Genomic DNA, 17,458 nt, shown 5'->3' with positions numbered 1-17,458 from the left:
CTCTCGGAGTCGCGGAGGCCGCCGAGCAGGCGGCGTAGGCCGGACAGGGTGTCGCGGCTGGTTGCCTCGATGGCATACATCGCCTGGCGGGCTCGCTCCGGCTGGGAGTCCATGACGCGGGCCGCGGCTCCGGCCTGCAGGGCGATGACGCCGACGCTGTGCGCGACGTGATCGTGAAGCTCACGGGAGATCCGCAGGCGTTCGGCGACCACGGCCTGGGCTGCGGCCTGCTCGCTGAGCCGTCTCGCATACTCCCGGGCCTGCCGGACCGAGTAGCCGATCAGGCCGGCGACCAGGGCCGGCAGTACCGCGTACGCCATCCAGACCGCGCTGTTCAGCTCCCAGCCGACCCACCCGGCGGGGTCGGGCTGCCGGAAGGCGGCCCGCAGGGTCGTGTTGACCGGCAGCGCGGTGAGCATCGGCACCGAAGCGACCCACCACACCCAGGTCGGCCGGGTCGCCACGATCCACCCGAAAGCAATGTCGGCGGCGATCAGGAAATACCCCAGCATCTGATCGGGATGGCCGGCGAGCCCCTGCGAACCCACCGCGAGGACCAGGATGACCGCGGCGACGACCAATACATACAGTGCGGCGAGTGGCCGGCGGCGCACCTGCGTGGACGCCGCGAACCCCGCCGCGACCGACCCGGCGATCAGCGCCCAGCACCATGCGGGCGGTTGCGGGAGCCCGGCCGGCATCCCGGGAATCCCCGAATAGCCGCGCAGCGTGTTGAACACCGCGAGGCCCCAGATCAGCGCCACCCAGACCTCTGTCGGAAGGGTTCGGCGGCGCGGCGGGATGGGCATGCGGCCGATCGTAACGACGCGGCCGGGGGCGGGCATCCAACCACGGGACTACAACCACGGTAGGCAAAGGGCATCGCCCATGGGCCGATGACGGGACGGCCCGGCACGCGGGACCGTGTCGGCATGATTCACGTCGACCAACTGATCAAACGGTACGGACGGGCTATGGCGGTGGACGGCCTGTCCTTCACCGCCGAGCCGGGCCGGGTCACCGGTTTCCTCGGCCCCAACGGCGCCGGAAAGACGACCACCCTGCGGATCCTGCTCGGGCTCGACGCTCCGACAAGCGGCAGCGCCACCATCAGCGGCGTGCGGTTCGGCAAGCACCGGCGTGGTCTGCGGCACGCGGGCGCCCTGCTGGATCAGCAGCAGGCACACCCCGGCCTGACAGCGGCGGTGCATCTTCGGGCGCTCGCCCGCAGCAACGGCCTGCCGCGCCGGAGGGCCGACGAGGTCCTCGGCGAGGTCGGGCTGACCGGTGTGGCGGGGCGGCGCGTCGGCACGTTCTCCCTCGGGATGCGGCAACGGCTGGGCGTCGCGACGGCGCTCCTCGGTGATCCGCCGGTGCTCGTGTTCGACGAACCGGTGAACGGGATGGACCCCGAGGGGGTGCGCTGGGCCCGCGGACTGTTCCGGCGCCTCGCCGCCGAGGGCCGCACGGTCTTCCTCTCCAGTCACCTGATCGGCGAGATGGCCGCGACCGCCGATCACCTCGTGGTGATCGGGCAGGGGCGGCTGCTCGCGTCCGGTTCGGTGAACGAGCTGGCCGGGCCGGACAGATCCTTGGAGGACGCCTTCCTGGATCTGACCTCAGCAAGCGTCGACTACCGCGCCGGGGGTGCGTGATGCGTGACGTGATCGCGGCCGAATGGCTCAAGACCCGCTCGCTGCGCTCCACCTGGTGGGCGCTCGGCCTGACGGCGGCCGTCGTGATCGGCTCAGCGGCGACGAGCGCACAGATGAAGCAGACATCGGAGGGCTTCGCGGTCGGCGACGCCTTCCCCCTCGCGGGATATCTCGCTCTGGTCGTGGTGGCCACGAGCTTCGGCGCGACCGTCATGCTCGGTGAGTACAGCAGCGGGCTGATCCGGGCGACCACGGTGGCGGTGCCGGCCCGCGCGGAGGTGGTGCTGGCCAAGGCGGTGGTGGTCGCCGCACTGTGGACCGTCGTGGGCGGGCTGACCGCGCTCGGCTCGTACGCGGTAGCCCGCCTCCTGCTTCCCGGCTCGGCGGACGGGCCGGCAACGGTGACAGCAGTGCTCGGCGCAACCCTGCTGGGACCGGCGTGCGCACTGATCGGGCTCGGGCTGGCGGTGTTGCTGCGCCACGGCGGCGTGGTCCACGTCTCGGGCATCCTGCTGCTGGTCCTGGTGCCGCAGCTGTTCTCCAGCCGTGAGGAGCTGCCACGAGCGATCAACCACGCGATGATCGTCCCCGGCTGGCAGCGCCTGACTCTGGGATACGGGTCGCCCGAGGCGGTCGGCGTGCTCTACACCTCCGTCACGGCTGCCTGGCTCGCCTATGCGTTGTGGCCGCTGATCGTGGTCGCCGTGGCCCTGGCCGTTCACCGCCGTCGAGACATCTGACAGACCCGGATGGCCAGCGGGCGGCCTCGTCCAAGGCGGGTCGCCCATAGATCGATGGCCGGGTCAACGGCCGGCTTCACCCGGATCAGGGCTGATCAAGGGGGCGGTGAGCAGCTGGACCATGCGGTCGACGTAGGAGTGCAGGTCCGCGTCGGTGCTCGGCACGACCTGTGGCGCGGCGTGGGCCAGCTGCGCATGGCCCAGGTAGGCACTCACCGCCATCAACCCCCGCTGCCGGGCCTCGGTGGCCGGCAACCCGAGAGCTTCGAAAAGAGCTGATGTGTACGAGACACGGCGTTCAGTGACCCGCGCCAGCACCGGCGCCACGTGCGGATGGCCGGCGGTGGCGAGCATGGCCAGTTCAATCGAGTCGGCGTGCGGGATCCTCGTCGAATCGATCACCGTGGAGACCAGGAGGCGGAGCCTGGCGAGCGGGTCGGATTCCGCTTCGACCAGGGCGATCACGGCGTCGGTGTGGTCGCGTTCCCAGCGCTGGAGGGCGGCTTCGATCAGGGCGTCGCGGTTGGTGAAGTGCCAGTAGAAGCTGCCCTTGGTCGCGCCGAGGCGGGCGGCCAAGGGCTCCACCGCCACCGCTGCCAGCCCGCCGCGGCCGATCGCTTCCAGCGCTGCGGCTGTCCAGTCGTTGACAGAGAGGCGGTTCGAGGACATGTCCATACGCTACAGTACGGAAAACATACGCTTCCGTATGGAAGGCTGGTCACCGTGGAGAACGTGCATGAACGCGTCATCGCCGCACCTGCCGCTGAGGTGGGCCGGCTGCTCGACCGGATCGGCTCACCGGGGGATCCGCTCTGGCCGTCGCCTACGTGGATCCCGATGCGGCTCGACCGCCCGCTCGGTGTGGGAGCTGACGGTGGGCACGGGCGGGTGCGCTACCGGGTCACGGCGTATGAGCCGGGCCGCCGGGTGGAGTTCGCGTTCGATCCGCGGATCGGCGCGCACGGCACCCACACGTTCGAGGTGGAGGACGCCGGGCCGGACTCGTGCGTGTTGCGGCACCGGATGACCGCACGGCTCGAGGGCGTCATGCGGCTGCTGTGGCCGGCCGTGATCCGTACCTGCCACGACACCGTCCTGGAGCACCTGCTCGACAACGCCGAGCGGGCCACCACCGGCACCGCGGCCCGGCCCGTCCGCTACCCGTTGCGGGCGAAGCTCGTGGTGGCCTCGGCAAGCGCCCGGGTGCGAGCCGTGCCGGTTCCTGAGCGGGCGACGCTGCTGCACAGCGCACTTCCCCGGCCGGACCTGAGTGACGCTTATGCCGTACGTCTGCATCCAGGAACGACCACCGATTCGCAGGAGTGGGCCGACCGGATCTTCCGCGATCCACCGCCCGCAGTGACCGCCCTGCTGGGCCTGCGCAACGCGGTGGCCGCACCCCTCGGCATCGAGCGTGGCGATCGGTCCGCTTTCGCGACGGTCGCGCGCGCCGGCAACGAGGTGCTGCTCGGCACTGATGCGGGGCATCTCGACTTCCGCGCGAGCGTGCTGGTGGAGCCGGATGATGACGGCACTACCGTCACGCTGTCCACGCATGCGACCGTCAAATCGCGCAGCGGCAGCGCCTACCTCGGCGTGGTGCGACTCGCCCATCCCGCCGTGGTCCGGGCGATGCTCCGCCGCGCCGCCCGCACCGCCGGCCGGCGGCAGAACAGCGTCACCCAGCGGAGAGGTGGCGTCAGCCAGCGGTGGGGCGGCGGGCGAGCAGCGCGAATGCGTTCGGTAGGCGGCCTTCCCATGCGGCTGCCGACACCCCGCCCATTCGCCAGAACGGCTCGGCGTATTCCTCCAGGCGCACGATCTCCAGCCCGGCCGAGGCCACCGCCGTGACGACCTCGCCGAGGGTGGCCTGGCGCTGGACTGCGCCGCCGGCGGGGAAGGAGTCGTTGATGTGGCCCGCGGCGAAGTAGCTGCGGTCCGGGCGGATCCGGGGCTCGTCCTCGTCCCAGCTCCACAGCGGCGCGGCCGGGTGTTCGTCGTAGATGAAGAGATGACCGGACGGGCGCAGTAGCCGGGCTATGTCGCGGGCCCAGAGGTCCACGTCCGGCATCCAGATGAAGCCGCCCTTGCCGGTGTAGACCAGGTCGGCACAGCCGTTGGCGAGAGGGGCACCGGGCAGCGCGGCCACGATGTAGCGGCAGGGAATGCCCAGCGCGTCGGCTCGGCGCTGGGCCGCGTGTGCGGCGACCTCGCTGAAGTCGACGCCGATGACCGATTTTGCGCCCGCCTGGAGGAGAGCGGCGTCGTCTGTGGCGTTGCCGCTCTGCCAGTGCACCACCGCGGGCCGGTCCTTGAGCACGTCGTGCAGCAGGCGCCGCTCGAGATCGATGAGGGAGGAGCCTTCCGCTGCGACGGTGAGCATGTCCTCGTACTCGCGGACATACTTCTCCGAGGCCGCCTCCCACGCCGCGCGGTTCGCCCGTGTCGCCTCATCCATGACCGCGACGGTGCCTGGCCGGGGTGGGCCGGTCAACCGAGTATCTGTTCCTGCCGGACATTCACCGAAGTAATCGCAGGGGGCGCGGGGCGGCGTTCGGCCATTCGCTGGAACGCGGCAACTTGAGCGGCGCTACCGTGTCCGCGATGGATCTATTGGTAATCGGTGGGAGCGGCCTTCTCGGACGTGAGATCACGCGACAGGCCGTAGGCGCAAGGCAGGCCGGGGCGGGGCGCGTTGGGGCGAGGCAGGACGAGCCGAGGCGCGTGGAGCGGTCAAGGGGCTGACGCCGACTGCCGTCATCGCGCGGACGTCGCTCATCATCGGCAACGGCGAGTCGGCCCACGAGGCGACGGTGCACGCGCTCGCCTCTGGGGCCGCGTCCGGCGTGCTCTTCACCGACGATGTCCGATGCCCGGTCCACGTCACCGACCTGGCCGCGGCGCTGCTGGAACTCGCCGACTCCACGTACTCCGGCATCCACCATGTGGCAGGTCCCGACGCCGTCAACCGCCACGAACTGGGCACGCTCATCGCGAACCGCGACGGCCTGGACGCGGGCAGGCTGGCCGCGGGTCTGCGCGCGCGGGTGGGTCCGCCGGGCCCTTTGGACGTACGCCTGGACTGCTCGATCACCCGATCCCGCCTGGTCACCCGCCTCCGGGGCGTCCGCGAGTTCCTCGCCGCCCCGGCGCCGCCGCCACTTGGCCGGACCTGATCAGTCACTGCTGGTAACCCCGGCGATTCGGTGGCCCAGCTACGGCTCGAAGCGCCGAGCCGTCGCCGCGATACCTCATGAGCAAGCTATTCGGTACCCCGGCTACGGCTGAACGTGCCGAGCCGTCGATGGGGCACGTATCAGCACCCGCCCGGCCCGGAGCACCGCTAGCCCGACCGGTTGCAAATCACAACCGGTCGGGCTAGCGTCGGTTCATGGCTAAGCTGATCTACTCGATGATCATGTCGGTCGACGGATTCGTGAGCGATCGCGACGGCAACTTCGGCTGGGGCGCTCCCGAGGAGGAGTCGCACCGCTTCATGAACGATCGGATGCGCGAGTTCGGGACCTACCTCTACGGCCGCAAGATGTACGAGGTGATGTCCTACTGGGAGACCGCCGACGCCCTCCCCGACCAGCCCGATTTCATGGTCGACTGTGCCCGGATCTGGCAGGCCGCCGACAAGGTCGTCTACTCCACGACCCTGGATGAGGTCACCACCGGCCGCACCCGGCTGGAACGCACCTTCGACCCCGAAGCCATCCGCAAACTCAAGGCCGAGTCCGATCGTGATCTCACCGTCGACGGCCCCGACCTCGCCTCCCAGGCCATCCGCGCGGGCCTCGTCGACGAATTCCAGCTGATCATCGGCCCGGCCATCGTCGGCGGTGGCCACCGCTTCTTCGCCAGTGACATCCGCGCCGACCTCAATCTGCTCGACATGCGCCGCTTCGACAACGGCGTGGCCTTCCTCCGCTACGCGGTGGCGCCCTGAGACGCAGACGGTCCGGGCCGAGCCGGGCGACAATCCGGGCAGGGCGACAATCCGGGCCGGGCGAGGCGCCGGGCCGGGCGAGGCGCCGGGCCGGGCGAGGCGCCGGGCCGGGCGACAATCCGGGCCGGGCGACAATCCGGCCCGGGCGACAATCCGGACAGGGAGTGGCGGAGGCTCAGAGGTTCTGGCGCTCGGCCCCGATAGTGGTGTCGTCGCCGTGGCCCGTGTGGACGACGGTCTCGTCGGGCAGGGCGAACAGTTTCTCCCGGATCGACGCGACGATCAGGTCGGCGTCGGAGTAGGAGCGGCCGGTGGCGCCCGGGCCCCCGTTGAAGAGGGTGTCGCCGGTGAAGACCTGTCCGAGGTCGGCGGCGTACAGGCAGACCGCCCCCGGCGCGTGGCCCGGGGTGTGCAGGACGGTCAGGGTGGTTCCGCCGGCGTTGATCGTGTCGCCGTCGGCCAGGTCGGAGTCCCAGGCCTTGGTGGTGCCGTGGGTGAGCTCCCACAGCGGGCGGTCGGCGGGATGCAGCAGGATCGGTGCGCCGGTGCTTTCCCGCAGGGCGGGAGCTACCCGGACATGGTCGTCGTGCGCGTGGGTGCAGATGATCGCGGTCAGCCGGCGCTCGCCGACCACGGCGAGGATGGCGTCGACGTCGTGCGGTGCGTCGATCACTACGCACTCGCTGTCGTCCCCGACAACCCAGATGTTGTTGTCGACGTCGAAGGTCTGCCCGTCGAGGCTGAACGTACCGGCGACCACCGCGTGATCGATCCGAGCCTTGCTCACAGAACCACCACCGAGCGCAGCACCGGCTCGGCGTGACCGTGCATCCGGCCGAACGCCGCTTCGACGTCCTCGATGCTGATCTCCTCGGTCACGAAGGCGTCCAGGTCGAGGCGGCCCTGCTTGTACAGGTCCACGAGCAGGGGGAAGTCGCGGCTGGGGAGGCAGTCGCCGTACCAGCTGGACTTGAGCGCGCCGCCGCGGCCGAAGATGTCGATCAGCGGCAGGTCGGGCACCTTCATGTCCGGTGTCGGCACGCCGACGAGGACGAGCAGGCCGGCCAGGTCGCGAGCGTAGAACGCCTGCTTCCACGTCTCCGGCCGGCCCACCGCCTCGATCACCACGTCCGCGCCGTCGGCACCCTCGTAGGTTTCCGCGGCGATCCGCTTGATCTCGGCGACCGGGTCGGTCTTCGACGAGTCGACGACGTGGGTGGCGCCCATCCTGCGGGCCGTCTCCAGTTTGCGGGCGTCGATGTCGACCGCGATGATCGGGCTCGCGCCGGCCAGGGCCGATCCCGCGATCGCCGCGACGCCGACACCACCGCAGCCGATCACGGCCACCGACTTGCCCCGGGTCACCGCGCCGGTGTTGATCGCGGCGCCGATGCCGGCCATCACGCCGCAGCCCAGCAGGCCCACGGCCGCGGCCCGCGCCGACGGGTCAACCTTGGTGCACTGCCCGGCCGCGACCAGCGTCTTCTCCGCGAACGCGCCGATGCCCAGGGCGGGTGACAGCTCGGTGCCGTCCTCCAGGGTCATCTTCTGCTTCGCGTTGTGCGTGTTGAAGCAGTAGTGCAGGTCGCCCCGCTTGCAGGCCCGGCACTGGCCGCAGACGGCACGCCAGTTGAGCACGACGAAGTCGCCCGGCGCCACATCGGTGACGCCGTCACCGACGGCCTCCACCACGCCGGCCGCCTCGTGCCCGAGCAGGAACGGGAAGTCGTCGTTGATGCCGCCCTCGCGGTAGTGCAGGTCGGTGTGGCACACCCCGCACGCCTGAATCTTCACCACCGCCTCGCCCGGCCCCGGATCCGGCACGTTGATCGTCACCAGCTCGACGGGAGCACCCTTGGCACGCGCGATGACGGCTCTGACCTGCTGCATCTCGAGATTCCCTCCGAGCGGGCGAACGGGGCGATCAATTGGCCAGAATAACGACTCCGGCGAGCCCCCCGCCCGACTTCACCCCGCGCGCCGCGCGCGCCGGGAGAGACGAAACCGAGAGCGCGCCGGGAGAGCCGAAACCGGGAGCGCGGCGCCGCGACGAACGGGACGCGTTCAGCACTCGATGACGTTCACGGCGAGGCCGCCGCGGGCCGTCTCCTTGTATTTGACCTTCATGTCGGCGCCGGTCTCCTTCATCGTCTTGATGACCTTGTCCAGCGAGACGTGGTGCCGGCCGTCGCCGCGCAGCGCCATCTTCGCGGCGGTCACCGCCTTCACCGCGGCCATCCCGTTGCGCTCGATGCACGGGATCTGCACCAGGCCACCGACGGGATCGCAGGTCAGCCCCAGGTTGTGTTCCATGCCGATCTCCGCGGCGTTCTCCACCTGCTCGGGCGTGCCACCGAGCACTTCGGCGAGCCCGGCCGCCGCCATCGCGCACGCCGAACCCACCTCGCCCTGGCAGCCCACCTCGGCACCGGAGATCGACGCGTTCTCCTTGAACAGCAGCCCGATCGCCGCCGCCGTCAGCAGGAACCGCACCACCCCGTCGTCGTCGGCACCGGGCACGAACTCCCGGTAGTAGCGCATCACCGCCGGGATGATGCCGGCCGCGCCGTTGGTGGGCGCGGTCACCACCCGGCCGCCGGCTGCGTTCTGCTCATTAACTGCCATCGCGTACGCCGTGAGCCACTCCATCGAATGCTCTGCCGCACTGCCGGCCGCCCGCAGCTGACGGGCGGTGGCCGCCGCACGCCGCCGCACGCGCAGGCCACCCGGCAGGATGCCCTCCGCGTCGAGCCCCAGGTCGATGCACTCCCCCATCACGGTCCACAGGTGGAGCAGACCGGACCGGACCGCGGTCTCGTCGCGCCACGCCGTCTCGTTGACCAGCATCAGTCGCGAGATCGACAGGCCGGTGGACCGGGTCAGCGACAGCAGTTGGGCGCCCGTGGCGAACGGGTAGGGAAGATCGGTGTCGTTCGGGCGTACCCCATGGTTTGTCTCATCGACGACGAAGCCGCCGCCGACCGAGAAATAGGTCTTGCGCAGCAGCTCGGTGCCGTCGGCGCGAAGCGCAGTGAAGATCATCCCGTTGGGATGGCCCGGCAGGGTCCGCCGCCGGTGCAGCACGATGTCGGCAGCCACGTCGCGGCCGCCCGGAAGGGTGAGGGTCCCGGCGTCGCGGATCTGCGCCGCCCGCGCGTCGGCGGTCGTGACGTCGACCGTCTCCGGGTCCGAACCCTCCAGCCCGAGCAGCACGGCCTTGGGCGTGCCGTGACCGTGACCGGTCGCGCCCAGCGAGCCGAAAAGCTCGGCCCGCACGGTGGCGACCGGCAGGCCGGTGACCGAGGAGGCGAAGAGGCGGGCCGCGCGCATCGGGCCGACGGTGTGCGAACTGGACGGGCCGATGCCGACCGAGAAGAGATCAAAGACGGACACAGCCATGCGGAGGCTCCCTGAGGTGGGCCTCCCTCGCTCTGTCATTGGGGCCTGAGAGCTTCACCGCCGGGGCGGCTTGCACCTTGGGCGCGGCCGCCATGAAGCGGCCGGCTTTCCAGAGTCGCCTGCCCGCAGCGGTACGGGTGCCTGAGAGATTCTGAGGGAGAAGTTGCTCCTTCGGCGCCCCCAGCAGGGGACTCTCCCGCAGCGGGTGAAACGGCGAGGTATTCGGTTGTCGCTGGAAAAGCTATCCGGGCCCGCGGCATGCCGTCAACCGGCGGGCGGACCGTAAGGTACCGGCATGAGGCAGCAGCACCGCCCCCTCTGGCAGGTGGTCGTCGTGGTGGCGGCCGCCTACACCGCCGGTGCCCTGCTCGCGTTCCTCGCCTTCGGCGCCACCTCGATCGTCGTGCTCTTCCTCCCGGCCGGTGTCACCCTGTCCGCGCTGCTGCTCACCCCCGGCCGGCAGTGGCCCTGGATCCTGGCCACCGTCGCGGTCATCGAGCTGGCCGTGGACACCTCCCAGGGCATCACGCTCGGTTACGCGTGCGGATTCGCCCTGGCCAACACCGTGGAGCCCCTGGTCGGAGCGTCGCTGCTGCGCCGGTACGTGCCCAGTGAGCTCAACCTGCTCCAGCGCCGGCACCTGTTCGCGTTCCTGGGCTGCTGCGTGGTCGCCGGTCCGCTGGCCGGCGCCCTGATCGGCGGCACCACGATCGCACAGAGCCAGCACCGGGAGTGGGCCGAGGCGTTCCTGCCGTTCTGGGCCGGTGACGCGACAGGCGCCCTGACCGTGGCCGGCACCGTGCTGGCCTGGCGGCACCGGCCGCCGTGGAGCCGGGCGTCGGTGGCCCGGTGGGGCCTCATCCTGCTGCTCACCGTGACCGTCACCGCCGTCAGCTTCTGGCCGCAGCACCTGCCGCTGTTCTACATGCCCCTGCCACTGCTCTACTGGCTCGGCTTCCAGGAGCGGCTCGCCGTCACGATGTCGGCCGGCCTCACCATGACCGTCACCGCCAACGTGCTGACCAGCGCCGGGCACGGCCCGTGGGCAGCGCTGGACGGTTCGCTGCCCTTCAAGACCGCCACGCTCCAGCTCTTCCTGGCGGTCGCCGTCGTCGGCGCCTGGCTGCTCACCGTCGGCATCGCCGAGCGCGACAACGCCCGTGCCCTGTACGAGAGCGAGGTCAGCGCGGCCCGGCAGCTCCAGCACGCGCTGCTGCCCGCCTTCGTCACCGAGCTCCCCGCCGTACGCGTCAGCGCCGGCTACCGCCCCGCCGACCTCACCCACGACGTAGGCGGCGACTGGTACGACGTGTTCCCCCTGCCCAGCGGCCGGATCGGCTTCGCCGTCGGTGACGTCGTCGGGCACGACCTGGCCGCGGCCGCCGCCATGGCCCGGCTGCAGGCCATCCTGCGCGTGCTCGCACAGACCGCACCGGGACCGGCGGGCGTCCTCACCGGCCTGGACCGGGCCAGCACCGTTGTCGACGGCGCCCGTACCTGCACTGTCGGATACGCCGACTACCATCCCGCCACCCGGCTCCTGCGGTACGCCTGCGCCGGTCACCCGCCACCGCTGCTGATCACCGGCGGCAGGGGCGAGTTCCTGTGGGAGGGCCGATCGTTACCGGTCGCTGTCGAAGCGGCGAGCCGGCGCGAGGCGGAGGTGGTCGTGCCGCCCGGCGCCCACCTGATCTGGTACACCGACGGGCTGGTGGAGCGGCGGAACGAGTCGATGTACGTGGGGATGGAGCGGCTGGCCGCCGCCGCCGGTGATCTGGCCCGGGAGGGAACCGGGGATCCGTGTGAGGTGCTGCTCGACCGGATGTCGCAGAGCCGGCCGGCGTCGGACGACACCGCTGTTCTGTGGATCACCTTCGACTGAAATTCCGCGCTCCCCCTCAGTTTTGCCGCGCTGCCACCGATGGGCTGTCCCGGACGGCTCGCACCCGCGGCCGCCGGCGAGGAGTGATCATGCGGTGGTTCGGTGTGGGGCGCAGCCTGCTCGAGGACCCCGCCGAAGCCGGCGCGCAGGCCTGCCGCGAGGCGCTCGCCGGGCGCGACGCCGGACTGCTGATCGTCTTCGCGTCGCTGTCGCACTCGACGCCGGAGATGGCAGCCGCCGTGCACGCCGCGGCCGGCGGGAACGTCCTGATGATCGGCTGCTCGACCTCGGGCGAGTTCACTCCCGACGGGCGCGGCTCCGGTGTCGTGGTCAACGCGCTCGGCGGGCCGGGTTTCACCGCCGCCGTCCGGGCGGTCCCCCACGACAGCGATCTCTACGAAGCCGGCATCGAAGCCGCGTCCTGCCTCGACGAGGTGGACGCCGAGCACCGTGTGGTGCTGCTGCTCGGTGACGGCCGGAGCGGGGATCAGCAGGAGATGGTGCGCGGGGCGTACACGGTGGCCGGGGCTCAGGTGCCGCTGGTCGGCGGATGCGCGGGCGACAACGTGACACAGACCGGCACCTGGCACTTCTTCAGCTCCGGGCGGGACGTGCGGGTGCTGCCCAACGCGGTGCTCGGCGCCGCCCTCGGCTCGGAGTCGCCGTTCGGCATCGGCATGGCACACGGCTGGCACAAGACCGGCGAGCCGATGGTCGTCACCCGCAGCGAGGGCGGCACCATCTTCGAGCTCGACGGTGAGCCGGCCCTCGACGTCTACCTGCGGCGCACCGGCGGAACCACCGAGATGGCCGCCGACCCCGCCGCGTTCCTGCAGTTCGCGACGATCCGGCCGCTCGGGCTGGCGCGGCGTACCGGTGAGGACATCCGCGTGGTCTTCTCCGCCGACCCGGCGGACCGCTCGATCTCCGGGCTGGCCGACACCCCCGAGGGTGCCATGGTCTGGTTCATGGAGGCCGACCCGGACGCGATCGTCGGCGCACCCGCCGAGGCCGCCAACGCCGCGACCGCGCTGCTCGGTGACGCCGAACCGCTCGGCGTGCTCGTCTTCGACTGCTGCGTACGCTCGATCGCGCTGGGCGAGAACCGGACCGACCTGGCCGCCGAACGGCTGCGCGACGCGCTCAAGCCGATCCCGTACGGCGGGTTCTACTCCAACGGCGAGATCGTCCGGGAGCCGAACGCCAAGGGTATGCACCATCTGACCGTGGTCGCCCTCGCGGTCAGCTGACATGTCCGGCTGGTCCACCCTTCAGCTCACCGAGTTCTTCAGCGCGATCACCCGCGCCGGGGACCTGACCAGCGCCGCGCGGATCGCGGTGCAGCGGGCTGCCGAGGCGACCGACGCCTCGGTGGCTGCGGTGGTGTGCGGGGACGCCGTACCCGCGTCCGTCGGGCTCGGCCGGTCGCCGGACCCGTCACTGTTCACCAGCACCGACATCTCCGGTTTTCCCGGCATCGGCCCGATGCACGTCACCGTGCACGCTCTGGATCGCGGCATCGGTGAGCGGCTGATCGTCGCCCGTACCGACGAGCCGTTCGCCGCCGAGGAGCGGCAGATGCTGCAGGGCATGGCCCGGGTCCTCGGCCTGGCACTGCGCAGCCTGCGCACCCTGGAGAGCGAACGGCAGCTGGCGGAGAGCCGCCTCGTCCTGCTCGAAGCCCTCGAACGCCGGGAGCGGCTGCTCGAGACGCTGCTGCGGGTGCAGCGGTCGGCGAACCTGCGCACCCCCATCGGTGAGGTGCTCGGCTCGATCACCGCGGGCGCGGCCTCCCTTCTCGCCGGGTCGGCGGTCGCCCTCGTGCTGCACAGCCCGGCCGGACTGACCGTCCGCTCGCTGAGCGGGTCCTCCCCTCACGAGCCGCTGATCGACGCCGCCCAACGCGCGATCACCGCCGGGCGGCCGGTCACCGGGCCCGACCTGATCGCCGCACCGGTGCACGTCGGCCACGAGATCGCCGGCGGATTCGTGATCACCGGGCCGGGCGGTGACATTCGCGAATCCGAGCGCCGTGACGTGCTGGCGGCCTTCGCTGAACAGGCTTCGCTGGCGCTGACCGGTGCCGACGCCCATCATGATCCGCTCACCCGCCTGCCCAACCGGACGCTGTTCCTGCAACGCGTCGAGCAGGTTGTTGCGGCCGGTCATCCGGCTGCTCTGCTCTATCTCGATCTGGACCTCTTCAAGCAGGTGAACGACACGCTCGGCCACTCCGCGGGTGACGAACTGCTGCTCGGTGTCGCCGACCGTCTTCGCGGGGTGGTCCGCGACTCGGACATGCCGGCTCGTCTGGGCGGTGACGAGTTCGCGGTGCTGCTGGACCCGGCCGACGGTGCCCGGGATCTCGCGGAGCGGGTGATCGACGCGATCGCCCGGCCGTTCGAGATCGGTGGGCGGAGTGTGCGGACCCGGGTGAGTGTGGGGATCGCGTACACCGGGGGTGGGTGTACGGCGCAGGGGCTGGTGGAGGACGCGGATCTGGCCATGTACCGGGCGAAGAAGACCATGCCGGGGACGTGCCGTGAGTTCGACCCCGCCATGCGAGCCGAGCTGCTGGCCGCCGCCCATCCGTGACCCGGCGCCCACCCAACCGGCTGGACGTGAGCGGGGCCTCGCGGGCCAAAACACCCCGCTCAGCGCCAGCCGACCCGCCCGGCTGGACGCCAGCGGGGCCCTGCGGGCCAAAACACCCCGCTCAGTGCCAGCTGGCCCACCCGGCTGGACGTGAGCGGGGCCTCGCGGGCGAAAACACCCCGCTGGGCGCCAGCTGGCTCGCCCGGCTGGACGCCAGCGGGGCCCTGCGGGCGAAAACACCCCGCTGGGCGCCAGCTGGCTCGTCCGGTCGGGTCCCCGGGCGAGCTGTGAGAGCGGCGGGCGGCCGAGCTGGGGCGCGGCCGCACCGCGTTGGGGGGATCAGGCGGCGGCTAGGGCGGCGGCCTTGATCTTGGCGGCTCGGTCGATGTCGGCGGAGGTTACGGCGGCGACGGAGCCGAAGACGGACACCGCCTGGTAGTAGGTCCAGGCGAGGCTGGTGCAGGCGGGGCGTACCACCGAGCTGTACGTGGCGCACTTGCGCTTCAGGTCCGAGTAGAACGCCGAGTCGACGCGGCTCTTGTTGGCGGCGAACGTACCGATGGCCTTGTGGTTGCGGTAGCCGAAGTCGTGGCGGTAGCAGGAGAGCTTGAAGTCGAAGCCGAGCGGGTTGTCCGGGCTGGCGGAGCAGTAGTCGGTGCTCCAGTCGAAGCCGTAGGCCGACCAGGCGCCCTGGTTCTGCCGGGCGGCGTTCCAGGAGTTGTAGCTGGACACGCTGGTCTGGGTGAAGGAAGAGAGGACGGCGGGCTTGTCGGTGGGGGCAGCGTGTGCGGGGATCGCCGTGCAGAGAACGGCCACCGTGGCGAACACGGCGGTGAGCAGGGAACGCGCTGTCGACGACATCCAGGGCTCCTCACGAACGGCCCGCCCCGGTCAGGGGCGGGCGACCGGACGTCAGGGCAGGTCCGCGGATGTTACCCGCGAGTTACCCTAACGATCACTAAGTCTGCGGAGCCGAGCTGTCTCGACCACTATCGAGACATGGAGATTTGTCGATCACTGAGCAAACGGGCGGGTATCGTCGTCATCCTCCGCCGGGGCGGCCGGTGGCGGGCTGTCGTTCCAGCTCAGCGTGACTCGCAGGCTCGCCTTCGCGGCGGCCTCGGTGAGCACGCTGATCACCGTGCCGCTCTTGATCGCCAGCTCGATGCCGAACTCGACGCTCACCCCGTGTGGCCGCATGTCGGCGAGCGCGGAGCGGACCGTGCTCCCCACGACCCGGATCGTCTCCTGCAGGTCGTCCAGCCGGGCGACGACCACGTCGGAGGCACCGCCACCGTCGCGCCAGCCGACGTCGGCGGGACCCCTCTCCTGGCTGACCCTGGCCCAGATCTGCGTTCCGTCGGGTAGCTGCACACGAACCGGCTCGGACAAGACCGCCTCCTCAGTGGATCGACGCGTTCCTGGATCCTCCCCCAGCCGGTGATCCGGCGCCGAGAGTTCACCCCGTTCGAGTTGCGGCCCGGCGATCAACTCGCTTCGATGGGTCCTTCAGCATTGACAGAACGGGGAGTCAGTGAAGTCCAGAATCTATGCGGTGGCCGGCGTGGTGACGATCGCCGTCTCCACGGTGCTCGTACCGGCCGGCCCGGCGCAGGCCGTAGCCACGCCCGCGAAGGGCATCCAGCTCAGGCTGGCGCACAGCGGCAAATGCCTCAACGTCTCCGGCGGGAGCACCGCCAACAACGCGGCGATCATCCAGTACGGCTGCAACGCCGCCGCCACCAACGACAAGTTCGAGCTCGTCCCGCGAGGTAGCGGCAACTACTGGATCCGCGGTGTCGGGTCCGGGCGGTGCCTCAACGTGTACGACAACTCGGCGGCGAACAACGCGGCGATCATCCAGTACACGTGCAACGCCCAGCTCAACGGGCTGTGGAAGGTCGACGAGGTGCTCGACCAGCCGACCGTGCGGTTCGTCGCCGCAAGCAGCGGCAAGTGCCTCAATTTGCCGAACGGCAAGACCGAGAACAATGTGGCGCTGATCCAGTACACCTGCTCCAACCTGGAGAACTCCGACAACGAGGAGTTCTACCTGCCGCCCGCGGAGTCCCCGGTCACCTTCCACCAGCGGTTCACCAGCAAGCAGCCGGTCTCGGTGCAGCAGGGCGCCCCGCCGGCCGGTGGTGGCGTCGCGCCGGTGCAGTACAGCTACATCAAGTCCGACAACCACCTGCAGATCATCACCGACCGCAACCCGGACCCGTACAACGACGATCCGAACGCGCCGGAGCCGGTGATCGTGGAGACCTACAACTTCGGCTACACCGGGCGGACCTCGTCGGCGCGGCTCGCCGACGGCCGGGTGCAGACCGTGGTGCACGACGCGGCCGCCGGGGACACGGTGATCCTCGACGAGACCGAGAAGGGCACCGGCGTCTACGGCGACATCTGGGACATCGGCGGTGCGTCCGAGACGGACTCGCAGCCGATCACCGGGCCGCTGACCCCGGACGGGCGGCTCGCCACCTGGGCCATCGTCCGCGGTCAGCTCTGGTACGCCCCGCAGAACCTGAACAACCCGCAGACACCGTACGGCGCGTGGCGCAACCTCGGCGGTTCCGGCCTCTACGGAACGCCGGTGGTCGTCCGGTCCCGCACCGGCGCCCGGGCCTTCGCGGTGAACACCGACGGCCGGCTGCAGACGGCCGCGTTCGACAACGGCGTGCTCTCCGACTGGTCCGACCTCGGCGGCAACCTCTCCATCCTGCCGCCGTCGGTCGTGGTCAACCCCGGGTACCGCGTGACGCTCTTCGCCCGTGACTTCGGCGGCGCGGTCCTCACCAAGAAGGAGAACTCCGACGGCTCGTGGACCGGCTGGACCGAGATCCCCGGTATCCAGTCGGCCGGCGTGCCCTCGGCGGTGGTGGAGTGGGCGCCGCTGCGTACCGCGGTCACCGTGCGGGGCGTGGACAACCTGATCTACGTCGCGTTCGAGACCGGCATCGGCACCGGTGCCTACGGCGAGTGGTTCCAGGTCTCCGATCCGGAGGCCGACCCGGAGACGGTCGCCGCCAGTGATCCGACGGCGTTCCGGTACGAGGTGCCGTCCGGTGAGAGCTTCGGCATCGCGTTCCGCAGCGCCGCGATCGACGGACCGGTCGCCTACACGTTCGCCCCGGTGGCTCCGGACGCCGCCAAGGCCAAGGGTGCGGCGCCGAACTGGCGGCGCCACGAGCTGGACACCGCCGACAGCAAGATCCGCCTGAAGTAGCTG

Annotated in this window: 15 protein-coding genes, 2 pseudogenes and 1 riboswitch; of the genes and pseudogenes, 9 read left to right on the top strand and 8 right to left on the bottom strand. The window is 70.8% G+C overall.

Annotated features, from left to right (window positions below; genetic code table 11):
• Window positions 1–809, bottom strand: an 809-nt coding sequence (gene ccmD, locus ACFQV6_RS13575; RefSeq protein WP_378027795.1) for a heme exporter protein CcmD, incomplete at its 3' end; no start/stop codon positions are given.
• A gap of 123 nt (window positions 810–932) precedes the next feature.
• Between ccmD and ACFQV6_RS13570 the strand changes: the two genes are divergently transcribed.
• Window positions 933–1,655: an ABC transporter ATP-binding protein gene (locus ACFQV6_RS13570; protein ID WP_378027794.1), complete on the top strand. Its 723-nt coding sequence runs from the start codon at window positions 933–935 to the stop codon at window positions 1,653–1,655.
• The gene (locus ACFQV6_RS13565) at window positions 1,655–2,395 is read left to right on the top strand and encodes an ABC transporter permease (protein WP_378027793.1); all 741 of its coding nucleotides are present in this window, start codon (window positions 1,655–1,657) and stop codon (window positions 2,393–2,395) included. The genes ACFQV6_RS13570 and ACFQV6_RS13565 overlap by 1 nt, the downstream gene beginning before the upstream one ends.
• 63 nt (window positions 2,396–2,458) lie before the next feature.
• On the opposite strand, the gene ACFQV6_RS13560 is transcribed toward ACFQV6_RS13565, so the two are convergent.
• Entirely contained in the window at window positions 2,459–3,064 is a 606-nt protein-coding gene (locus ACFQV6_RS13560) for a TetR/AcrR family transcriptional regulator (protein WP_378027792.1), read from the bottom strand.
• A gap of 54 nt (window positions 3,065–3,118) precedes the next feature.
• Between ACFQV6_RS13560 and ACFQV6_RS13555 the strand changes: the two are divergent.
• Window positions 3,119–4,018, top strand: a pseudogene (locus ACFQV6_RS13555) (DUF2867 domain-containing protein); the annotation flags it as partial.
• Between the two features lie 76 nt (window positions 4,019–4,094).
• On the opposite strand, the gene ACFQV6_RS13550 reads toward ACFQV6_RS13555, so the two are convergent.
• Window positions 4,095–4,853 carry a class I SAM-dependent methyltransferase gene (locus tag ACFQV6_RS13550; protein ID WP_378027791.1) on the bottom strand — a complete coding sequence of 253 codons (759 nt, stop codon included), beginning with the start codon at window positions 4,851–4,853 and terminating at the stop codon, window positions 4,095–4,097.
• A 247-nt stretch (window positions 4,854–5,100) separates the two neighbouring features.
• Here ACFQV6_RS13550 and ACFQV6_RS13545 point away from each other — a divergent pair.
• Together ACFQV6_RS13545 and ACFQV6_RS13540 are read left to right on the top strand one after the other, a co-directional pair.
• Window positions 5,101–5,571, top strand: a pseudogene (locus ACFQV6_RS13545) (sugar nucleotide-binding protein); the annotation flags it as partial.
• 215 nt (window positions 5,572–5,786) lie between these two features.
• Window positions 5,787–6,347 carry a dihydrofolate reductase family protein gene (locus tag ACFQV6_RS13540; protein ID WP_378027790.1) on the top strand — a complete coding sequence of 187 codons (561 nt, stop codon included), beginning with the start codon at window positions 5,787–5,789 and terminating at the stop codon, window positions 6,345–6,347.
• 175 nt (window positions 6,348–6,522) lie between these two features.
• Here ACFQV6_RS13540 and ACFQV6_RS13535 read toward each other — a convergent pair whose 3' ends face one another.
• The 3 genes from ACFQV6_RS13535 to ACFQV6_RS13525 form a co-directional block, all read right to left on the bottom strand.
• Window positions 6,523–7,134, bottom strand: a complete 612-nt coding sequence (locus tag ACFQV6_RS13535; protein ID WP_378027789.1) for an MBL fold metallo-hydrolase — start codon at window positions 7,132–7,134, stop codon at window positions 6,523–6,525.
• Window positions 7,131–8,237 (bottom strand): S-(hydroxymethyl)mycothiol dehydrogenase, encoded by a 1,107-nt coding sequence (locus ACFQV6_RS13530; protein ID WP_378027788.1) that lies wholly within the window; start codon window positions 8,235–8,237, stop codon window positions 7,131–7,133. The genes ACFQV6_RS13535 and ACFQV6_RS13530 overlap by 4 nt, the downstream gene beginning before the upstream one ends.
• A gap of 174 nt (window positions 8,238–8,411) precedes the next feature.
• Window positions 8,412–9,746, bottom strand: coding sequence for an L-serine ammonia-lyase (locus ACFQV6_RS13525; RefSeq protein ID WP_378027787.1), 1,335 nt, complete (start codon window positions 9,744–9,746; stop codon window positions 8,412–8,414).
• A gap of 119 nt (window positions 9,747–9,865) precedes the next feature.
• A riboswitch (glycine riboswitch) is annotated at window positions 9,866–9,955 on the bottom strand.
• 86 nt (window positions 9,956–10,041) lie between these two features.
• Between ACFQV6_RS13525 and ACFQV6_RS13520 the strand changes: the two genes are divergently transcribed.
• From ACFQV6_RS13520 to ACFQV6_RS13510, 3 genes are all read left to right on the top strand, one after another.
• Window positions 10,042–11,628 carry a PP2C family protein-serine/threonine phosphatase gene (locus ACFQV6_RS13520; RefSeq protein WP_378027786.1) on the top strand — a complete coding sequence of 529 codons (1,587 nt, stop codon included), beginning with the start codon at window positions 10,042–10,044 and terminating at the stop codon, window positions 11,626–11,628.
• Between the two features lie 89 nt (window positions 11,629–11,717).
• Window positions 11,718–12,878 (top strand): FIST signal transduction protein, encoded by a 1,161-nt coding sequence (locus ACFQV6_RS13515; RefSeq protein ID WP_378027785.1) that lies wholly within the window; start codon window positions 11,718–11,720, stop codon window positions 12,876–12,878.
• 1 nt (window position 12,879) lies between these two features.
• On the top strand, window positions 12,880–14,223 hold the full coding sequence (locus ACFQV6_RS13510; RefSeq protein WP_378027784.1) for a diguanylate cyclase domain-containing protein: 1,344 nt from the start codon (window positions 12,880–12,882) through the stop codon (window positions 14,221–14,223).
• 339 nt (window positions 14,224–14,562) lie between these two features.
• Here the strand turns inward: ACFQV6_RS13510 and ACFQV6_RS13505 are convergent, their stop codons facing one another.
• Window positions 14,563–15,084, bottom strand: a complete 522-nt coding sequence (locus ACFQV6_RS13505; RefSeq protein WP_378027783.1) for a phospholipase — start codon at window positions 15,082–15,084, stop codon at window positions 14,563–14,565.
• Window positions 15,085–15,237: 153 nt separating this feature from the next.
• Window positions 15,238–15,615: a CU044_2847 family protein gene (locus ACFQV6_RS13500; RefSeq protein ID WP_378027782.1), complete on the bottom strand. Its 378-nt coding sequence runs from the start codon at window positions 15,613–15,615 to the stop codon at window positions 15,238–15,240.
• A gap of 142 nt (window positions 15,616–15,757) precedes the next feature.
• On the opposite strand from ACFQV6_RS13500, the gene ACFQV6_RS13495 reads away from it, so the two are divergent.
• Window positions 15,758–17,455: an RICIN domain-containing protein gene (locus tag ACFQV6_RS13495; RefSeq protein ID WP_378027781.1), complete on the top strand. Its 1,698-nt coding sequence runs from the start codon at window positions 15,758–15,760 to the stop codon at window positions 17,453–17,455.
• Window positions 17,456–17,458: the final 3 nt, after the last annotated feature.

The organism is Actinoplanes sp. GCM10030250, from assembly GCF_042666575.1.
Lineage (GTDB): Bacteria > Actinomycetota > Actinomycetes > Mycobacteriales > Micromonosporaceae > Actinoplanes.
The sequence above is the reverse complement of the archived record's forward strand: the minus strand, read 5'-3'. Positions and strand labels throughout refer to the sequence as shown.